Source organism: Microbulbifer echini, assembly GCF_041447225.1.
In the GTDB taxonomy this organism is placed as follows: Bacteria; Pseudomonadota; Gammaproteobacteria; order Pseudomonadales; family Cellvibrionaceae; genus Microbulbifer; species Microbulbifer echini.
The window spans coordinates 68,178-82,154 of the sequence record NZ_JBGMEL010000020.1; the positions used below are offsets into that span (position 1 = coordinate 68,178).

Below are 13,977 nucleotides of genomic sequence, written 5' to 3' on the forward strand. Positions count from 1 at the left end.
TATTTGGCGAAAGTTTGAAAGAGCCCAGAAGCCGGCATTGATGTTGCTATTTGACTTGGCAATGCTGAGTGTTGCGTTTTTTTTGGCAATGGCAATTCGACTTAATGGTCTGACCGAAGCTCTGACACTGCCAATGCTGGCCTGCCTGGTAATAACTATCTGCTCCAGCAGTTTTATATTTCTCAAGCTTGGTCTCTATCGTACGGTCATTCGCTATATGGGGCAGAAAGCGGTTGTCGCTGTGCTCCAGGGGGTCACCGCATCCTCAATTTTGCTTGCGGTGGCTTCTTATCTGACGACGGCTGGAGTTCCCCGTTCGGTTCCAGTTATTTACTGGTGCTTCGCCCTGATTGCTGTTGGTGGGTCTCGCTGGCTAGTTCGTATTTACTATCAAATGGCGCTGGAGATCCATAAAACCCGCGTGGCCATTTATGGCGCTGGTACAGCGGGACTTCAGGTTTATAAAGCGTTACTGCACGGTGAGCTTTATAAACCGGTCGCTTTTTTTGACGATAATATCTCGAAGCAGAAGACGCTAATTGATGGAGTAATGGTTTACTCGCCGGGAAATATTCTTGGTGTGGTTGCCGAGAAAGATATTGCTGAAGTGTTGCTGGCGATGCCTGGTGTGCCCAAGCGTCGCCGCCGTGAAATTGCGCGGAGCCTTCGCGAGCAGGGCTTGGTGGTGAAGGCTATCCCCGGTGTCGAGGAGCTTGTTGATGCCGCAGGTCGCACCGAAGGCATGTCGCAAACGTATGAAAATATTTTAGGGAGGGCTCCAGTCGAGCCAGAGAAAGCTTTAGTCGCGGGCTCTATCAGCGGCAAAGTGGTTCTTGTTACTGGTGCTGGAGGGTCGATCGGATCAGAGTTGTGTCGGCAGATTGCCCAGTGGGGGCCGGCGCACCTGGTTTTGGTGGAGTCCTCTGAGTTTGCGCTCTATCAGATCGAGCGTGAACTTCGCCAGCAGCAACTGGATGAAGGGTATCAGCTCCGGATGAGCGTACTTCTTGGGGATATTCGGGATAGGGTGCGAATGACCGAAATTATCAGGGAGTTTTCGGTTAGCACTATTTATCATGCGGCCGCTTACAAGCATGTTCCCCTGGTTGAGCAAAACGTTGTTTTAGGGGCGGCTAACAATGTACTGGGCACCTTGTCGGTCTTGGAAGCTGCCGAAGGTTCCAGGGTAGAGCAGTTTGTCCTCATTTCTACCGACAAAGCCGTGCGCCCAACCAATGTAATGGGGGCAACCAAGCGCTTTGCTGAGTTGATATGCCAGGATTATGGGCGTCGCTCCGGCAAAATGCGGGTTTGCATGGTGCGCTTTGGCAATGTTTTGGGCTCCTCCGGGTCGGTCATCCCCCTATTTACTGATCAGATAAATGCGGGTGGCCCCGTAACGGTCACGCACCCCAAGGTAACCCGTTACTTTATGACCATTCCGGAGGCCGCTCAGCTTGTACTGCAGGCCGGTAGCATGGGGCGTAACGGCGATGTATTTGTTTTAGATATGGGTGAGCCTGTTCTTATCCACGATCTTGCTGAGCGCCTTATTAGAATTATGGGGCACTCGGTTAAGGACGATAAAAACCCCGATGGGGATATTGAGGTCCAGGTGACCGGGCTGCGCCCTGGGGAGAAGCTCTACGAGGAATTGCTGCTGGGCGACAATGTGTCGGGCACCGATCACCCCATGATACTGCGGGCAGAAGAGGAGTATCTTGAAAGTGATATCTTGCGCTCTTTAATTGCGGAGCTGAAGCAGGCTTGTGCAGAACATCGCTGTGAAAAGGTTCACCAGATTTTATCTTTAGCGGTGAGCGGTTACACCTCAAAGCAGGGGTTGGTGGATGCCGTGTGGTCTCGCTCCCGCAAAGTAAAGCCCGCGGTAAAAATGGCTACCGTGGAGCGGCTTCCGGTTACCAGTGAGGGTGGCCTGAGCTAGTGCGCTCGAAAGTGGGCTCCCGAGTTTTAAGCTGGGTGGGGCCCGTTCTTATGTAGGCTTTAGGGGGCGCGAATTTTTCAGGGATAGGGGCGACGGAAAGCATATTGAGCAGATAAGAAAAAACCCTGCATAGTGAACTATGCAGGGTTTTTATTTGGCTCCGCCTGCTGGGCTCGAACCAGCGACCCAATGATTAACAGTCATTTGCTCTACCAACTGAGCTAAGGCGGAATTTAATCTAACTTGTATAGCGCAAATTAAGCTGCGCTTTAAAATTTGGCTCCGCCTGCTGGGCTCGAACCAGCGACCCAATGATTAACAGTCATTTGCTCTACCAACTGAGCTAAGGCGGAATTTAATCTAACTTGTATAGCGCAAATTAAGCTGCGCTTTAAAATTTGGCTCCGCCTGCTGGGCTCGAACCAGCGACCCAATGATTAACAGTCATTTGCTCTACCAACTGAGCTAAGGCGGAATTTCTTAGCGGCTGTGCCGTTCAGATGGCGCGTATATTATAGAGCAGTTTTAGGCAGGTCAACTCTTTTTTTCGATTTAACTAATTGATTTGTCAGGAAATTATTTGTTTGTTTTGTACGTAAAAAGATATTGAGTAACAAGGTGCGAAGAGGGGTGTGATAAGTCTTTCGGGTTTGTGGGGGCTTTGAGGAGGGCCTACAATCGCAGTCTGTTTTCGGGTTATTGATGCTTGGGTGAGTGTTATGGAGTCGCGTCCGTTCAAGGTAGAGAGTAACTACAGCCCGGCTGGGGATCAGCCGGCGGCGATTGAACTGCTGGCAGAGGGGATTGATGATGGCCTCAGCCACCAGACGCTGCTTGGGGTAACCGGGTCAGGTAAGACTTTTACAATGGCCAATATTATTGAGCGCCTGCAGCGTCCAGCTATTGTGATGGCGCACAACAAGACATTGGCAGCTCAACTCTACGGCGAATTCAGAGACTTCTTCCCCAAGAATGCCGTAGAGTATTTCGTCTCTTACTACGATTACTATCAGCCCGAAGCGTATGTGCCCTCCTCGGATACTTTTATCGAGAAAGATGCATCGATTAATGAGCATATCGAGCAAATGCGTCTTTCGGCCACCAAGGCACTGATTGAGCGACGCGATGTGGTAGTGGTCGCCACAGTATCGGCTATCTATGGGTTGGGTGATCCCGATAAATACTTAAAGATGGTATTGCATTTAGATCGCGGAGATCTGGTGGATCAGCGCACAATTCTGCGGCGCCTGGCTGAGTTGCAATATACGCGCAACGATGCGGATTTTCGTCGCGCCACCTATCGAGTGCGCGGTGACATTATCGACATCTACCCGGCCGACTCAGACATGGAGGCGGTACGGCTCTCTTTGTTCGATGAAGAAATTGAAGAGATCACTCTGTTTGACCCCTTAACCGGCGAACAGCTCAAGAAAGTCCCCAGGGTTACTATATTTCCCAAGTCGCACTATGTAACTCCGCGGGAAACCATCGTCAGTGCTATTGATCACATCAAGGAAGAGTTGCGTGTGCGCCTAGAGCAATTGCGAGGCAATAATAAATTACTGGAGGCGCAGCGCCTGGAGCAACGCACCCGCTATGATCTGGAAATGATGCAGGAACTGGGTTACTGCAATGGCGTGGAGAATTATTCACGCTACCTGTCCGGGCGCGACTCGGGCCAGCCACCGCCCACATTATTTGACTACCTGCCCAGCGATGCCTTGCTCTTTATTGATGAAAGTCATGTCACCGTGCCCCAGATTGGAGGGATGTATCGCGGGGATCGGTCGCGCAAGGAAACTCTGGTTGAGTACGGCTTCCGCCTGCCTTCGGCTTTGGATAATCGGCCACTTAAGTTCGAGGAGTGGGAGCACCTGGCTCCGCAAACGGTATTTGTATCGGCGACACCGGGCCCCTATGAGGGTGAGCACGCTGGCCAAGTGGCAGAGCAGGTGGTGCGCCCGACCGGGCTGGTGGACCCTGAGGTAGAAATTCGCCCAGCCCAGACCCAGGTGGACGATGCTTTGTCGGAAATTCAGCGCTGTGTCGATGCGGATCAGCGAATGCTAATCACGGTCTTGACCAAGCGTATGGCTGAGGACTTAACGGAGTACCTGGCTGAAAATGGGGTGCGCGTACGCTATTTACACTCCGATATCGATACAGTGGAGCGTGTGGAGATTATCCGGGATCTACGTATCGGTGAGTTTGATGTGTTGGTGGGTATTAACTTGCTGCGCGAAGGCCTGGATATGCCGGAAGTAGCCCTGGTGGCGATCTTTGATGCGGATAAAGAGGGGTTCCTGCGCTCTGATCGCTCGCTGATACAGACCATCGGTCGTGCGGCGCGCAATCTGGAGGGGCGGGCTATCCTCTATGCGGATAAGGTGACAGGCTCCATGGAGCGGGCGCTCGAAGAAACACGCCGCCGCCGTGAGAAACAGCTCGCCTTCAATAAAGAGCATGGCATCACACCCAAAGGCATTCGCAAGAGTGTTGCCGATATTCTCGAGGGCGCTGTGGCGCCGGGTGTACCAAAAAATCGGCGAAAAGTGGCGGAAGGGAAGGGCGCTTATAAGGTTGATGCAAAGCCGCTGTCCGACAAGCAGCGCTGGGCGAGAATTGCCGAACTGGAAGAGCAGATGTATGAGCACGCCAAAAATCTTGAGTTTGAATCTGCGGCCAAGTTGCGTGATGAAATTTCTCACCTGAAAGAGGCGGAGTAGTCGAGGGCGCGATCCGGCCAGTGTCGATTGCCAGGCATGTAGGTCGTTAAAAAAACCAGCAAAAGCTCAGTAAGTTGTTGAAAACACTGAAAAGCGGTGCTAAAGTTCGCGCTCTTCGCAGCACTGGGTTCCCCCGCTGTAGAGTTTTAGACCCGTAGCTCAGTTGGTTAGAGCGCTGCCTTGACATGGCAGAGGTCAGCGGTTCAAATCCGCTCGGGTCTACCATCTTTAGATAGGATGGCTGGCCCATCCAGATCAAGTTTTTCATGCGGTCTTTGGTAGGGATCGCCACTGAGAGAAAGGACAAGCAATGCCCGTTGTTACTCTCCCCGACGGTTCTCGTCGAGAATTTTCCGCCCCGGTTTCCGTGCATGATGTTGCCGCCGATATCGGCCCAGGCCTGGCCAAAGCCGCCCTCGCAGGTGTTGTGGATGGCAAAGAGGTCGACACCAGCTATATCATCGATTGCGATGTAGACCTGGCAATCATCACAGACCGCCAGCCGGAAGGCTTGGAAGTTATCCGCCACTCCACCGCACACCTGTTGGCGCAGGCAGTTAAGCAGCTGTACCCGACCGCTCAGGTTACCATCGGCCCGGTGATTGAAGATGGCTTCTACTACGACTTCGCCTATGAGCGCCAGTTTACGCCCGAAGATCTCGAGAAGATCGAAGAGCGGATGGAAGTGCTGGTGAAAGAAGATATTCCAGTCAGTCGCCGGCTTATGCCACGCAAAGAGGCCGTGACGTACTTCCGCGAAATGGGCGAGGAGTACAAGGCTGAGATTATCGACAGTATCCCCAGCGATGAAGATATCTCTTTATATCGCCAGGGTGATTTCGAGGATCTGTGTCGAGGTCCCCATGCGCCGTCCACTGGCAGATTAAAAGCTTTCAAGCTGACCAAAGTGGCTGGCGCCTACTGGCGTGGCAATTCAGACAACGAAATGTTGACTCGTGTTTATGGTACTGCCTGGGCCAACAAGAAAGAATTAAAGGCTTACCTGCGCCGTATTGAAGAGGCGGAGAAGCGCGACCACCGCAAGCTGGCTAAGAAGTTTGACCTCTTTCATATTCAGGAAGAGGCACCCGGCATGGTGTTCTGGCACCCCAATGGCTGGACTGTGTATAGCACGGTTGAGCAGTATATGCGCCGTCGCCAGCGCGAGTACGGTTATAAAGAAATTAGAACCCCGCAGCTGGTGGATTTCAGTCTGTGGCGTAAGTCCGGCCATGCGGACAAGTTCGGCGATGATATGTTTACGCTCACCAGTGAAGAGCGCCAGTTTGCTATCAAGCCGATGAACTGCCCCTGCCATGTCCAGGTATTCAATCAGGGCCTGCGCAGCTATCGCGATCTGCCCCTGCGTCTGGCCGAATTTGGCTCCTGTCACCGCAGTGAACCCTCCGGCTCTCTGCACGGCCTAATGCGGGTGCGTGGGTTTGTGCAGGATGACGGTCATATCTTCTGTAGCGAAGACCAGATCCAATCGGAAGTCTCCGACTTTATGGATCTGTTGCACTCTGTGTACAAGGACTTCGGCTTTGATGATGTTATTTACCGCCTCTCCACTCGCCCCGAGAAGCGTGTGGGTTCCGATGAGAGCTGGGATAAAGCCGAGAAAGCACTGGCCGATGCACTGGATGCCGCAGGTCTGCCCTGGGAAGAATTGCCGGGTGAGGGTGCCTTCTATGGACCCAAAATCGAATTCTCTCTGAAAGACTGCCTCGGTCGTGTATGGCAGTGTGGTACCATCCAGGTGGACTTCTCCATGCCGGGTCGCCTGGAGGCCCAGTATGTTGCCGAAGATGGCTCGCGCCAGTCTCCGGTGATGTTGCACCGCGCAGCCCTGGGATCCTTCGAGCGCTTTATCGGTATCCTGATTGAGCATTATGAAGGTGCTTTCCCTACCTGGCTGGCGCCGCAGCAGGTGGCGATCATGAATATCACCGATCGTCAGGCCGATTATTGTCGTGACTTGGAGGCTCGCCTTGGCGCTCTTGAGTACCGCGCCAGTGCTGACTTGAGAAACGAGAAGATCGGCTTTAAAATCCGCGAGCACACACTTCAGCGTGTCCCTTATCTGCTGGTAATCGGCGATAAGGAAGTAGAGAGCCAGACGGTTGCCGTGCGCACCCGTAGCGGCGAGGATCTGGGGGCAATGACTTACGAGTCTTTCCTACAGCTTCTCGAACAGGACGTAAGTCGCCGCGGCCGTTTGTCCGAAGATAATGCATAACAACTTGGCAACTGGGAGACCATAGCTATTAAACGAGACACTAAGGGACGGTCCAAAAAGGCCCGCATAAACGATCAGATTGAAGCGTCGGAAATCCGCCTGATAGGCGCCGATGGCGAACAGGTAGGCATTGTCTCCCTGAGTGAGGCGCTGGAGGCTGCGCAACAGGCCAGCTTGGATCTCGTTGAAATTGCCCCGGACTCCACGCCGATAGTCTGTAAGATCATGGACTACGGCAAGCACGTATTCGAGGCGAAGAAAGCCAAGAATGCCGCCAAGAAGAAACAGAAGCAGCAACAGATCAAGGAAATGAAATTCCGCCCGGGCACTGATATCGGTGACTACGAGATCAAGCTGCGCAATCTCACCCGCTTCCTGGAGGCGGGTGACAAAGCGAAAGTATCTCTGCGTTTCCGTGGTCGCGAAATGGCCCACCAGGAGCTGGGTATGGAAATGATGCAGCGCATCGAGAAGGATCTGGAAGAGCTGGCTGTTGTAGAGCAAAGACCAAAGATGGAAGGTCGCCAGATGCTTATGGTGCTTGCTCCCAGCAAAAAGAAAAAGTGAGGTTTCGGGAATAACTTCCCGACTCCTCCTTTGAGAAGTGATTGGGCGACGGCTGCCTCCTCACTCTCACAGTGCCGATAACCCCGGTTGTCGGCAGTTACTAAAGGTGCCTGTTTTACGGGCTAATATTCACTTTGGAGTACAAAATGCCGAAAGCAAAGACTCACAGTGGCGCTGCCAAGCGCTTCAAGAAGACGGCTGCGGGCTACAAGCACAAGCACGCTAACAAGAGCCACATCCTCACCAAGATGACCACCAAGCGTAAGCGTCAGCTGCGCGGCACCCAGACTATGAATAAGTCTGACGCCGGTCTGGTCGATCGTATGTTGCGCGCCAAGTAATTGGCCCAAATCGCAAAGGTTTAAGAGGATAGAGTTATGGCCCGTGTTAAACGTGGTGTAGAGGCGCGTCGTCGTCACAAGAAGATTTTGAAGCAGGCTAAAGGTTACTACGGTGCGCGTTCCCGCGTATTCCGCGTAGCCAAGCAGGCAGTTATCAAAGCTGGTCAGTACGCATACCGTGACCGTCGCGTTAAAAAGCGTAACTTCCGCGCTCTGTGGATTACTCGTATTAACGCCCAGTCTCGTGCAGAGGGCCTGAGCTACAGCCGCCTGATCGCAGGTCTGAAGAAAGCGGATATCGCACTGGATCGCCGTGTATTGGCTGATCTGGCTGTTTACGATAAAGCCGCTTTTGCTGCCGTAGTTGAAAAAGCTAAGGCAGCCCTGGCAGCGTAAGCTGCCACTTCAGTTGTAAAACTGAATACTAAAAATAGGGAAGGGCTGTAGCGGCCCTTCCCTATTTTTTTATGGGGTCCCCGCGATTTATTACCGATGGCGGTGCCAGAGGGGAGCCCCCGCGGTGCAAAGAGCACCGGCCTAACAAAAGCAGAAAAAGTTGGATTCAAACGGGAACAGTTCGATGCAAGATTTGCAGTCCCTCACCGAGCAGGCAATGGAGCTGGTGGAGAAGGCCGATGGCCTCGCCGCACTGGATCAGGTGCGCGTTGATTACCTGGGCAAAAAGGGCCAGCTCACAGCGCTGCTGAAAAGCCTGGGCAAGCTGTCTGCTGAGGAGCGCCCGGCGGCGGGTGCCAAAATCAATGAAGCCAAGCAGCAAGTGCAGGAAAAAATTAACGCGCGCCGTACTATGCTGGAGCAGGCGGCCATCAACGCGAAATTGGCCGAAGAGACCATTGATGTCACCCTGCCGGGGCGCGGTGAAGAGCAGGGTAATGCCCACCCCATTACCCGCACGCTCAAGCGCGTAGAGGATTTCTTCGCGGGTATCGGCTTTTCGGTTGAGAAGGGCCCGGAAGTCGAACAGGACTACTACAACTTCGAAGCACTGAATATTCCCGCGCACCACCCTGCGCGCGCGATGCACGACACTTTCTATGTGGACCCCACCACCGTACTGAGAACCCACACCTCTTCTGTGCAGATTCGCACTATGGAGAAAGAGTCTCCGCCGCTGCGTATTATTTGCCCGGGCCGTGTATACCGCTGTGATTCCGATGTGACTCACTCGCCCATGTTCCATCAGGTGGAAGGCCTGGTGATCGGTGAGAATATCAGCTTCGCCCACCTGAAAGGCACGATCGACCAATTCCTGCGCGCTTTCTTCGAAGCGGAAGTGCCGGTGCGTTTCCGCCCGTCCTATTTTCCGTTTACCGAGCCCTCTGCCGAGGCGGATATCCAATGTACCGCCTGTGGTGGCGAAGGCTGCCGCGTGTGTTCCGGTACCGGTTGGCTGGAAATTCTCGGCTGCGGCATGGTGCACCCGAATGTGTTTGCCGCCTGTGATATCGATAGCGAAAAATACTCCGGCTTTGCCTTTGGTATTGGTATCGAGCGCCTCGCCATGCTGCGCTATGGCGTGAACGACCTGCGCTTGTTCTTCGATAACGATCTGCGCTTCTTGAAACAGTTCTAAGCCAAAGTCGAATTGTGGAGGCCTGCGCGGCGAAGTTAGCGCCGCAGGCGAAATGCGCACAGAGCTGCGCTGACGGAATACAGAAAGAGATCAACTATGAAATTCAGCAACTCCTGGCTGCGGGAATGGGTAAACCCGGAACTCACCACTCAGGAACTGGCCGATCAAATCACCATGGCCGGCCTGGAAGTGGATGGCGTTGAAAAAGTAGCGGGCGATTTTTCCGGAGTGGTTGTCGGTGAGATAGTCGGCTGTGAACAGCACCCGGATGCGGACAAGCTGCGCGTGTGTAAAGTGGCCGGTCACCCTGAAGGTGAAATGCAGGTTGTGTGCGGCGCTCCCAATGCGCGCACCGGAATCAAAATTCCTTTTGCTTTGGTAGGCGCCAAGCTGCCGGGCGATTTTAAAATCAAGAAAGCCAAGCTGCGCGGTGTAGAGAGCTTTGGCATGCTCTGCGCGCAAACCGAACTGGAGCTGGGCGAGGACAACGACGGAATCTGGGAGCTGCCGGAAGATGCCCCCACCGGCACCGACCTGCGCGCATATTTGCAGTTGGATGATGAGACCCTCGAAGTGGACCTCACGCCGAACCGTTCCGACTGCCTCGGAGTTGCCGGTATTGCCCGCGAAGTAGGCGTGCTGAACCGCTGCGCTGTACAGGGCCCGGAAATTGCCCCGGTACCCCAGCAAATCAATGAGAGTTTGCCGGTCTCCCTGCTGGCGGAATCTGCCTGTCCGCGTTACGTCGGCCGGGTAATTCGCAACATTGATATCAAGGCCCAAACACCCCTGTGGATGCAAGAGCGCCTGCGTCGCAGCGGCCTGCGCAGCATCGACCCGGTAGTGGACGTCACTAACTACGTCCTGCTGGAGCTCGGCCAACCCATGCACGCCTTTGACCTGGAGAAGCTCTCCGGCGGTATCAAAGTGCGTATGGCAGAGCATGGCGAAGAGCTGACCCTGCTGGATGGCCAGGAAGTGAAGCTGCAAGAAGGCACCCTGGTTATCGCCGACGAAGAAAAGCCCCTGGCGATGGCCGGCATTATGGGCGGCTTGGATTCCTCGGTAACTAAGGGCACCCAGCACATTTTCCTCGAGAGCGCCTTCTTTAGCCCCTTGGCCATCGCAGGCAAGGCCCGTTCTTACGGCCTGCACACCGACTCTTCTCACCGCTTCGAGCGCGGCGTGGACTACCACCTACAAGAGAAAGCGGTAGAGCGCGCCACCCAATTGCTGTTGGATATTGTCGGCGGTGAGGTGGGTCCAGTACATGTGCGCGAGCAGACGGAAACCATGCCCGCCGAGCGCCACATCACTTTGCGTCGTGCACGGGTAGAGCAGGGCCTGGGTATCCAGCTAGCTGATGACGAGCTTGTCGATATTCTCACCCGCCTGGGTTTGGAAAAAATCGACCAGAACGACGAAGGCTGGACCTTCCTCGCCCCCAGCTTCCGTTTCGATATCGCCATCGAAGCCGACCTGCTGGAAGAACTGGCCCGTGTTTACGGCTACAACCGTATTCCCAGCGAAAGTTTTACCGCCGAACTGGAAATTGCACCGCGCCCCGAGAGCACCATTGCCCAAGACAACTTGGAGCAGACCCTGCTGAGCCGCGGCTACTACGAAGCGATTACGTTCAGCTTTATCGATAGCGACAGCGCCGCTCTGTTTGACCCGGAAGCTGATCCGGTAGCCCTGCAAAACCCGATCAGTGCCGAACTGGCGGTGATGCGTACAACCCTGCTGCCTGGCCTGTGCAAAGCGTTGGAGTACAACCTCAATCGCCAGCAAAATCGCGTACGCCTGTTCGAAACCGGATTGCGCTTCGTACCTGGCGTGGAGCTGCACCAGGAGCCGATGATCGCCGGCCTGGCTTACGGCAACCGCTTCTTAGAGAACTGGACCGGCAGCAAGGACTCTGTAGATTTCTACGATGTGAAAGCCGATGTGGAAGCCCTGCTGACCCGCACGGGAGTTGCCAGCGAATTCCGCTTTGTCGCCGCTCAACACCCCGCGCTGCACCCGGGGCAAACGGCCAAGATCATGCGTGGCGACCGCGAAGTTGGGGTTATCGGTGCGCTGCACCCACAGCTGCAAAAGAAGCTGGATCTATCCAAGCCAGCCTTCGTTTTCGAGCTGAGCCTGGAGGCGATCGGTGAGGGTAAAGCCCCCGCATTCCGCCCGCTGTCCAAGTTTCCGGAGGTGCGCCGCGACCTGGCCCTGCTAATCGATGCGGATGTTCCCGCCGCCAGTTTGGTGGAAGCCGCTACCGAGACCGCAGGTGAAACCCTGACGGGTGTCAAAATTTTTGATGTCTACCAGGGCAAAGGTATTGATTTAAATAGAAAAAGTGTTGCTTTGGGGTTGACCTTTCAGCATTCGTCGCGCACCCTTAATGACGAAGAAATCAATGCCGCTGTAGATGCGGTGGTCGGAAAACTAGAAGAAAAATATAACGCTAGTCTGCGCTAGTAGCAGAGCATGATGCTCTCGGGTGCAGGCTGAATTGCACCCCGAGAGCGTCTGCTGCCGGGTTGAAAGCCGCCGCGGTTAGGGCCGCTTCCGATCTGGAGTCGACGCCTCTGAATCAATTGGTAGGATCCAATGACAGAGGCACTGACAAAGGCCGGGCTCGCCGAGAAGTTGTACGAGGAGCTGGGCTTTAACAAGCGCGAAGCAAAAGAGATCGTCGAGTATTTCTTCGAGGAAATCCGCAATGCGCTGGAAAACAACGAGCAGGTCAAGCTCTCGGGCTTTGGCAATTTTGACTTGCGTGACAAGAGCCAGCGTCCCGGCCGCAACCCTAAAACCGGTGAAGAAATCCCCATCTCAGCCCGCCGTGTCGTCACCTTCAAGCCTGGGCAAAAACTCAAGACGCGAGTAGAGGAATATGCTGGAACCGAGCAATAATGCTCAGCTGCCGGCAATTCCGGGTAAGCGCTACTTCACGATTGGTGAAGTTGGTGAATTATGCGCCGTTAAACCCCACGTCCTGCGCTATTGGGAGCAGGAATTTCCGCAGCTGAAACCCGTCAAGCGCCGCGGTAACCGCCGTTACTACCAACATCAAGATGTCATTATGGTCCGCCAGATTCGTGCGCTACTCTATGAGGAGGGCTATACCATCGGAGGCGCGCGCCAGCAGATCGCAATTGGCAGCGAACGGGCGGAGGTGGTACAGCTGCAGCAGGTACTACCGGAGGTGATCGCAGAGCTAAAAGATGTAGTGGCTTTGCTGGAAGAGGGACGGAATTTCTAAAAAAGTGTTTATCCGGACTTGCAATCCAGCGCTAGTCCGGTATGATTCACGCCACATCGACGTACGATGTCTTTAAAAATCAAGCACTTAGCGAAGTGAGCGACTTTTAAAAAATCGGAGTGTAGCGCAGCCTGGTAGCGCACCACACTGGGGGTGTGGTGGTCGTCGGTTCAAATCCGGCCACTCCGACCATATATATCGTTGCACAGCAACGGCCAAGAAACCCGCTTTTTAGCGGGTTTTTTTGTGGTTGGGATTTTCAGTGATTTAGCTGGAGGGAGTGTCATTTGCTACCTATACGGTGCATCTCTTCAAAAAATTGAAGAGAGAAAAAAACAATATTTATTCGCAAGGCTTGATAGTCATCAATCTCGTCAAGTTGAGCTAGATCTAGAGGGGGAGTCGTTTCTAGTCGCTAATGGCCTCAACCTTGGGCCATCAACATGTTCTGCAGGTGTCCAGAAATTATCCGGTAAATGGCGCTAAAAGCTAATAAATAGTGGCTGTCGGAAAGCTTCCGCTCTCTCAACGTTACAAATGATCTGCAGCGCTGGGCGTCCCAGAAAAGTTTTCAAAAAATAGAGAGTTATAAAAATATGTACGTGAAAAGTTTCGTTTTGGTCGCAATAGTTATATTTACTTCTGCCTGTGCTAGCAGGTATCTAGAGCCGCAGGTTGGTGAGTTGGCTGCTTTGGAGATGCCAGTAAAACACGTAAAGGTAGGTATCGGAGCAAATTCATCAATTTATCTTTTTGCAATTAAGGAAAAAGGATCCAACTGTGGGAAAGTTTTCAAACCGCTGGGACCTAAAAATCGAGGAGATAAAACAGTTACCGTTAACATTCCAGCTGATCGTGAAATATTTGTAGCTAATTTTTCAAGCATAGGGAGCTATTCGTTTTGTAACGTTGCCGGTTCATTTAAGTCAACTCAAAATAAAAATTACAAACTCACTTCAGCGCCAATTTATAGTGGCTGTGGTATCGTGCTGTTTGAATTGGATGGTGATAAAGCTAAAGCCATAGAATTGGATGATGCAAAACTTGATAATTTAACTGGAACAAAAATATGTTCTGAGTAAAGGCCTGGAAAATATACTAGGAAAGGCACTTTTTCGTCGCAAATTTTGTGGCGGATACTACAGAAACCACTATACCTAAAGAGTCTTTTAGGTAAGCGTTATGACTAAGAGAGTAGTTGAGTTCCTAGATTGCCAACATAAGTGACACACGTTTACCCACCAAAATTCCAGTGGGCTCAAGTAATTTAACACCTTCCTGGGGCGAGTATTGATTCGAAACACTG

At 53.2% G+C, this 13,977-nt stretch carries 11 protein-coding genes and 5 tRNA genes; 13 read left to right on the forward strand and 3 right to left on the reverse strand.

Annotated elements, in window-relative coordinates:
* Window positions 1-40: 40 nt before the first annotated feature.
* Window positions 41-1,945, forward strand: a complete 1,905-nt coding sequence (locus tag ACCI51_RS16915; RefSeq protein WP_371844630.1) for a polysaccharide biosynthesis protein — start codon at window positions 41-43, stop codon at window positions 1,943-1,945.
* A 155-nt stretch (window positions 1,946-2,100) separates the two neighbouring features.
* Here ACCI51_RS16915 and ACCI51_RS16920 read toward each other — a convergent pair.
* From ACCI51_RS16920 to ACCI51_RS16930, 3 genes are all read right to left on the reverse strand, one after another.
* Window positions 2,101-2,176 (reverse strand) — tRNA-Asn (locus tag ACCI51_RS16920).
* 46 nt (window positions 2,177-2,222) lie between these two features.
* Window positions 2,223-2,298: transfer RNA gene (locus ACCI51_RS16925), tRNA-Asn, on the reverse strand.
* A gap of 46 nt (window positions 2,299-2,344) precedes the next feature.
* Window positions 2,345-2,420 (reverse strand) — tRNA-Asn (locus ACCI51_RS16930).
* Between the two features lie 244 nt (window positions 2,421-2,664).
* On the opposite strand from ACCI51_RS16930, the gene uvrB reads away from it, so the two are divergent.
* From uvrB to ACCI51_RS16990, 12 genes are all read left to right on the forward strand, one after another.
* Complete coding sequence (uvrB, locus tag ACCI51_RS16935) at window positions 2,665-4,671, forward strand: excinuclease ABC subunit UvrB (RefSeq protein WP_371844631.1); 2,007 nt, start codon at window positions 2,665-2,667, stop codon at window positions 4,669-4,671.
* Between the two features lie 148 nt (window positions 4,672-4,819).
* A tRNA-Val gene (locus ACCI51_RS16940) sits at window positions 4,820-4,896 on the forward strand.
* An 85-nt stretch (window positions 4,897-4,981) separates the two neighbouring features.
* Entirely contained in the window at window positions 4,982-6,910 is a 1,929-nt protein-coding gene (thrS, locus tag ACCI51_RS16945) for a threonine--tRNA ligase (RefSeq protein WP_371844632.1), read from the forward strand.
* A gap of 27 nt (window positions 6,911-6,937) precedes the next feature.
* Window positions 6,938-7,477, forward strand: coding sequence for a translation initiation factor IF-3 (gene infC, locus ACCI51_RS16950; protein ID WP_371844638.1), 540 nt, complete (start codon window positions 6,938-6,940; stop codon window positions 7,475-7,477).
* A gap of 146 nt (window positions 7,478-7,623) precedes the next feature.
* Window positions 7,624-7,818: a 50S ribosomal protein L35 gene (gene rpmI / locus ACCI51_RS16955; protein WP_020413351.1), complete on the forward strand. Its 195-nt coding sequence runs from the start codon at window positions 7,624-7,626 to the stop codon at window positions 7,816-7,818.
* 36 nt (window positions 7,819-7,854) lie between these two features.
* Window positions 7,855-8,214, forward strand: a complete 360-nt coding sequence (rplT, locus tag ACCI51_RS16960; RefSeq protein WP_020413350.1) for a 50S ribosomal protein L20 — start codon at window positions 7,855-7,857, stop codon at window positions 8,212-8,214.
* A 184-nt stretch (window positions 8,215-8,398) separates the two neighbouring features.
* On the forward strand, window positions 8,399-9,412 hold the full coding sequence (gene pheS, locus ACCI51_RS16965; RefSeq protein WP_371844633.1) for a phenylalanine--tRNA ligase subunit alpha: 1,014 nt from the start codon (window positions 8,399-8,401) through the stop codon (window positions 9,410-9,412).
* A gap of 96 nt (window positions 9,413-9,508) precedes the next feature.
* Window positions 9,509-11,884, forward strand: coding sequence for a phenylalanine--tRNA ligase subunit beta (gene pheT, locus ACCI51_RS16970; protein ID WP_371844634.1), 2,376 nt, complete (start codon window positions 9,509-9,511; stop codon window positions 11,882-11,884).
* Between the two features lie 132 nt (window positions 11,885-12,016).
* Entirely contained in the window at window positions 12,017-12,322 is a 306-nt protein-coding gene (gene ihfA / locus ACCI51_RS16975) for an integration host factor subunit alpha (RefSeq protein ID WP_299589051.1), read from the forward strand.
* Window positions 12,303-12,671, forward strand: coding sequence for a MerR family transcriptional regulator (locus ACCI51_RS16980; RefSeq protein ID WP_299589047.1), 369 nt, complete (start codon window positions 12,303-12,305; stop codon window positions 12,669-12,671). The genes ihfA and ACCI51_RS16980 overlap by 20 nt, the downstream gene beginning before the upstream one ends.
* A gap of 115 nt (window positions 12,672-12,786) precedes the next feature.
* Window positions 12,787-12,863: transfer RNA gene (locus ACCI51_RS16985), tRNA-Pro, on the forward strand.
* Window positions 12,864-13,267: 404 nt separating this feature from the next.
* Window positions 13,268-13,753 (forward strand): hypothetical protein, encoded by a 486-nt coding sequence (locus ACCI51_RS16990; RefSeq protein ID WP_371844636.1) that lies wholly within the window; start codon window positions 13,268-13,270, stop codon window positions 13,751-13,753.
* The last annotated feature ends 224 nt before the right edge of the window (window positions 13,754-13,977 follow it).

What these genes read in the sequence shown, in the direction of transcription:
- pheT (WP_371844634.1), top strand. Translation starts at nt 9,509, where the DNA reads ATGAAATTCAGCAACTCCTGGCTGCGGGAATGGGTAAACCCGGAACTC.
- ihfA (WP_299589051.1), top strand. Translation starts at nt 12,017, where the DNA reads ATGACAGAGGCACTGACAAAGGCCGGGCTCGCCGAGAAGTTGTACGAG.
- pheS (WP_371844633.1), top strand. Translation starts at nt 8,399, where the DNA reads ATGCAAGATTTGCAGTCCCTCACCGAGCAGGCAATGGAGCTGGTGGAG.
- thrS (WP_371844632.1), top strand. Translation starts at nt 4,982, where the DNA reads ATGCCCGTTGTTACTCTCCCCGACGGTTCTCGTCGAGAATTTTCCGCC.
- uvrB (WP_371844631.1), top strand. Translation starts at nt 2,665, where the DNA reads ATGGAGTCGCGTCCGTTCAAGGTAGAGAGTAACTACAGCCCGGCTGGG.
- ACCI51_RS16990 (WP_371844636.1), top strand. Translation starts at nt 13,268, where the DNA reads ATGTACGTGAAAAGTTTCGTTTTGGTCGCAATAGTTATATTTACTTCT.
- rplT (WP_020413350.1), top strand. Translation starts at nt 7,855, where the DNA reads ATGGCCCGTGTTAAACGTGGTGTAGAGGCGCGTCGTCGTCACAAGAAG.
- rpmI (WP_020413351.1), top strand. Translation starts at nt 7,624, where the DNA reads ATGCCGAAAGCAAAGACTCACAGTGGCGCTGCCAAGCGCTTCAAGAAG.
- ACCI51_RS16980 (WP_299589047.1), top strand. Translation starts at nt 12,303, where the DNA reads ATGCTGGAACCGAGCAATAATGCTCAGCTGCCGGCAATTCCGGGTAAG.
- ACCI51_RS16915 (WP_371844630.1), top strand. Translation starts at nt 41, where the DNA reads ATGTTGCTATTTGACTTGGCAATGCTGAGTGTTGCGTTTTTTTTGGCA.